This window comes from Pseudomonas sp. Sample_21, assembly GCF_004307525.1.
GTDB lineage: Bacteria > Pseudomonadota > Gammaproteobacteria > Pseudomonadales > Pseudomonadaceae > Aquipseudomonas > Aquipseudomonas atacamensis.
Genome location: NZ_RCNZ01000046.1, coordinates 1 through 4,449, shown reverse-complemented (window position 1 = coordinate 4,449; position 4,449 = coordinate 1). Strand labels below are relative to the sequence as shown.

The 4,449-nt window shown below is 59.1% G+C and carries 6 protein-coding genes and 1 pseudogene; 6 read left to right on the top strand and 1 reads right to left on the bottom strand.

Features of this window, described 5'->3' with window-relative positions:
* Both D8U71_RS06565 and D8U71_RS28550 read left to right on the top strand, forming a co-directional pair.
* Positions 1-314: P-loop NTPase (locus D8U71_RS06565; RefSeq protein ID WP_153188857.1), on the top strand; the 314-nt coding region annotated here is incomplete at its 5' end.
* A 3-nt stretch (positions 315-317) separates the two neighbouring features.
* Positions 318-425: pseudogene (locus D8U71_RS28550) on the top strand (metal ABC transporter ATP-binding protein); the annotation flags it as partial.
* Between the two features lie 20 nt (positions 426-445).
* Here the strand turns inward: D8U71_RS28550 and D8U71_RS06555 are convergent.
* A complete protein-coding gene (locus tag D8U71_RS06555; protein WP_130887423.1) occupies positions 446-1,204 on the bottom strand; it encodes an SDR family oxidoreductase in 759 nt (252 codons plus the stop codon).
* 163 nt (positions 1,205-1,367) lie between these two features.
* Here D8U71_RS06555 and D8U71_RS06550 point away from each other — a divergent pair, with 163 nt between their 5' ends.
* The 4 genes from D8U71_RS06550 to groL form a co-directional block, all read left to right on the top strand.
* Positions 1,368-2,093 (top strand): HugZ family protein, encoded by a 726-nt coding sequence (locus tag D8U71_RS06550; RefSeq protein ID WP_016773417.1) that lies wholly within the window; start codon positions 1,368-1,370, stop codon positions 2,091-2,093.
* A gap of 71 nt (positions 2,094-2,164) precedes the next feature.
* Entirely contained in the window at positions 2,165-2,641 is a 477-nt protein-coding gene (locus D8U71_RS06545) for an FxsA family protein (RefSeq protein ID WP_016773418.1), read from the top strand.
* A 259-nt stretch (positions 2,642-2,900) separates the two neighbouring features.
* Entirely contained in the window at positions 2,901-3,194 is a 294-nt protein-coding gene (locus tag D8U71_RS06540; protein ID WP_007916610.1) for a co-chaperone GroES, read from the top strand.
* A 50-nt stretch (positions 3,195-3,244) separates the two neighbouring features.
* Positions 3,245-4,449: chaperonin GroEL (groL, locus tag D8U71_RS06535; RefSeq protein ID WP_130887422.1), on the top strand; the 1,205-nt coding region annotated here is incomplete at its 3' end.

Sequence of the window (4,449 nt, the reverse complement as noted above, 5' to 3'; positions counted from 1 at the left end):
ACATTCCGGTGCTGGGCGTGGTGGAAAACATGGCCGTGCACATCTGCTCGAACTGCGGGCATGCCGAGCATCTGTTCGGTGAAGGCGGCGGCGAGAAACTGGCCACCCAGTACGGCGTCGAACTGCTGGCCTCGCTGCCGCTCTCGATGCTGATCCGCGAACAGGCCGATGGCGGCAAGCCAACCGTAATCGCCGAGCCGGACAGCCAGATCGCCATGGTCTATCAGGAACTGGCCCGCCACGTCGGCGCGCGCATTGTCTTGCAGGAAGCGGCCACGCCGGCGATGCCGAATATCACCATCAGCGACGATTGATCCATCGGCAGCGCTGAAAAACCTGTGGGAGCGAGCTTGCTCGCGAAAGCGGTAGATCAGACAACCAATGGGTTGAATGACACACCGCATTCGCGAGCAGGCTCGCTCCCACATTTGTTTCAGGGTGACAGTCAGATCCGCAACCCGCCATCCATCTCCAGAATCCGCCCGGTGTAGTAGTCGTTTTCGAAGATATACGCCGCCGAATGGGCGATCTCCTCAGGCTTGCCCATGCGCTTGAGCGGAATGCCCGACGTCATCTTTTCCAGCGCTTCCGGCTTCATGCCCAGGGTCATCTCGGTTTCGATGAAGCCCGGCGCAATGCCCGCGACGCGAATGCCGTAACGCGCCAGCTCCTTCGCCCAGGTCACGGTCGCCGCTGCGACGCCGGCCTTGGCTGCGGAATAGTTGGTCTGGCCGACGTTGCCCGCACGGGAGATCGACGAAATGTTGATGATCGCACCGCTGTTCTTCAGCTCGACCATTTTCGCTGCGACTTCTCGGGTGCAGAGGAACACGCCGGTCAGGTTGACGTCGATCACCGCCTGCCACTGCGCCAGGCTCATCTTGGTCATCTCACCGTCCTTGACCTTCAGCAGCAGACCATCGCGCAAAATGCCAGCGTTGTTGATCAGGCCGTGGATGGCGCCGAAGTCTTCGGCCACTTGCGCGACCATGTGCTCGACCTGTTCTTCATTGGCCACATTGCACAGGTAGCTGCGCGCTTCGACACCCTTGGCTTTGCAGGCGGCCACGGCGTCGTCGAGTTTTTCCTGATTCAGATCGACCAGGGCCAGCTTCGCGCCCTCGCCGGCGAAATACTCGGCCATGGAACGGCCCAAACCCTGGCAACCGCCGGTGATAATGATTACTTTGTCGTTGAGTTGCATTCGCATGTCCCGCTGGCAGGTCTGAGTTGTTTTTGTTGTCGGCAACGCTCGATCGGCACCGGTCAGGCCTGGTTGCACACGAACATTTGCCCGATGCGCGCCGGTTACTTTTCGCTGCGCGCCTGTCCGTTTTCTAGACGGAACCCATTTAAGGAGTCACGAATTGAGCGCTGAAGTGGCGAAGAATGCCCGAGAATTGCTTCTCAAGGAATACCGTGGAGTGCTGTCGACCCACTCCAAGTCGATGCCGGGTTTTCCCTTTGGCTCGGTTGTGCCGTATTGCCTGGACGAGCAGGGTCGGCCGCTGATCCTGATCAGCCGCATCGCGCAGCACACGCATAACCTGCAGAAAGATCCGAAGTGCTCGATGCTGGTGGGCGAGCGCGAGGCCGACGACGTGCAGGCGGTCGGGCGGCTGACCTATCTGGCCCAAGCGCAGAAACTCGAAGACCCGGCCGCGATCGAGGCTGCCGCCGAGCGTTATTACCGCTATTTCCCCGACTCGCAGAATTATCACCAGGCCCACGATTTCGATTTCTGGGTGCTCGATCCGGTGCGCCATCGCTACATCGGCGGCTTTGGTGCGATCCACTGGATCGACGATCTGACCTTGGCCAACCCGTTCGCCGGCAAGGCGGAAATCAGCATGGTCGAGCACATGAACAGCGACCACGCCAAGGCCATCGCCCATTACGTCGAGCTGGCCGGGCTGCCGAACAGTGTGCCGGCGCAACTGGCCGGCATCGACAGCGAGGGCATGCACCTGCGCATCGGTCAGGCCGTCTACTGGTTGCCCTTCGCGGCGCCATGTAATACGCCGACACAAGTGCGCGAGGCCTTGGTTTCTCTGGCTCACGCCCAGTCCTGGCCGAAAAAAGCGCAAAGTTAAGCTTGAATTCACGCAAGGGCGACGTCATCTAAGGCTTACTGCAAGGCATTTCTTGCGTTGAGGAAACTTTGATGCGCCCTTTTCTGTTGCTCTTTCTGCTGTTTCCAGTGCTGGAGCTGTTCGTATTCGTCAAAGTGGCAGGCTCTATCGGGTTCTTCCCGGCCCTGCTGCTGATCATTCTCGGCTCGATGTTCGGTGTGTTCGTGCTGCGCGTCGCCGGTCTGGCCACCGCATTGCGTGCCCGGGAAAGCCTGAATCGCGGCGAATTGCCCGCGCAGACCATGCTCGAAGGCCTGATGCTGGCACTGGCCGGCGGCCTGTTGATCATTCCCGGCTTCATCAGTGATGTGGTCGGTCTGGTGATGCTGTTGCCGGTCACCCGTCGTCTGCTGGCGAACAAGATGCGCCAGCGTGCTGAAGACCAGGCGATGCGCCAGCGTGCCTTCGCCGACGACCTGCAACCCCGTGGCGGCCCGGCCCCGCGCGAGCCGCTCGGTCGAGAGCCGAATGTGATCGAAGGCGAGTTCGAACACCGCGACAACAAGTGACATCTGCATCGACACGGCACCTGCGGGTGCCGTGCTCGTTTATGGCTGTTATTTACCTTGTCTGGATGAAAAATTTTTTCCGCCAGCCCTTGTAATCGGCTTGTACGCCCCTATGTATCGGTCACCGAAAGGTTTCCGGTATTCAAACCGGACAGACTTGCGCGGTTCGCTCGACGGACCGCAACCGGCGCAGGCCGGATTCGTTAAACCCGCCGGGACTACACCGGCCGATGAAAACCACAATTAGGAGAGATCGACAATGAAGCTTCGTCCTCTGCATGACCGCGTCGTCATCCGTCGCAGCGAAGAAGAAAAGAAAACCGCTGGCGGTATCGTCCTGCCAGGTTCGGCTGCTGAAAAAGCCAACCACGGTGTGATTCTCGCTGTAGGCCCGGGCAAAGCTCTGGAAAACGGTGAAGTGCGTGCACTGTCCGTGAAGGAAGGCGACAAGGTTGTGTTCGGTCCTTACTCCGGCAGCAACACTGTGAAAGTCGATGGCGAAGACCTGCTGGTAATGAGCGAGAACGAAATCCTCGCGGTTATCGAAGGCTGATATCCCCGTTCATTTTCCCGCTACTACAAAGTATTTAAGGAATATCGATCATGGCTGCTAAAGAAGTTAAGTTCGGCGATGCCGCCCGTACCAAGATGCTCAAAGGCGTCAACGTTCTGGCTGACGCGGTAAAAGCGACCCTGGGCCCGAAAGGCCGTAACGTGGTTATCGAGAAGAGCTTCGGCGCTCCGACCATCACCAAGGACGGCGTTTCCGTCGCCAAAGAAATCGAACTGGATGACCGCTTCGAAAACATGGGCGCGCAGCTGGTCAAAGACGTTGCCTCCCGTGCCAACGATGACGCTGGTGACGGTACTACCACCGCTACCGTTCTGGCTCAGTCGATCGTCAACGAAGGCCTGAAAGCCGTCGCTGCCGGCATGAACCCGATGGACCTGAAACGCGGTATCGACAAGGCGACCATCGCCATTGTCAAAGAGCTCAAAGCCCTGTCCAAGCCATGCGCTGACTTCAAAGCCATCGCTCAGGTCGGCACCATCTCGGCCAACTCCGACAACTCCATCGGCGACATCATTGCCGAAGCCATGGAAAAAGTCGGTAAAGAAGGCGTGATCACCGTTGAAGAAGGCTCGGGCCTGGAAAACGAACTGTCGGTTGTAGAAGGCATGCAGTTCGACCGTGGCTACCTGTCGCCATACTTCGTCAACAAGCCGGACACCATGGTTGCCGAGCTCGACGGCCCGCTGATCCTGCTGGTCGACAAGAAGATCTCGAACATCCGCGAAATGCTGCCAGTGCTGGAAGCCGTTGCCAAAGCCGGCCGCCCACTGCTGATCGTGGCCGAAGACGTTGAAGGCGAAGCCCTGGCGACTCTGGTTGTGAATAACATGCGTGGCATCGTCAAAGTCGCTGCCGTCAAGGCACCGGGCTTCGGCGACCGTCGCAAGGCCATGCTGCAGGACATCGCTGTTCTGACCGGCGGCACCGTTATCTCCGAAGAGATCGGTCTGAGCCTGGAAAGCACCACTCTGGAGCACCTGGGTAACGCCAAGCGCGTGACCCTGTCCAAGGAAAACACCATCATCGTTGACGGTGCTGGCGTGCAGGCAGACATCGAAGGCCGTATCGCTCAGATCCGCGCCCAGGTTGCCGAAACTTCCTCGGACTACGACCGTGAAAAACTGCAAGAGCGTCTGGCCAAGCTGTCCGGCGGCGTTGCAGTGATCAAGGTTGGCGCTGGTTCCGAAGTTGAAATGAAAGAGAAGAAAGCCCGCGTTGAAGACGCCCTGCACGC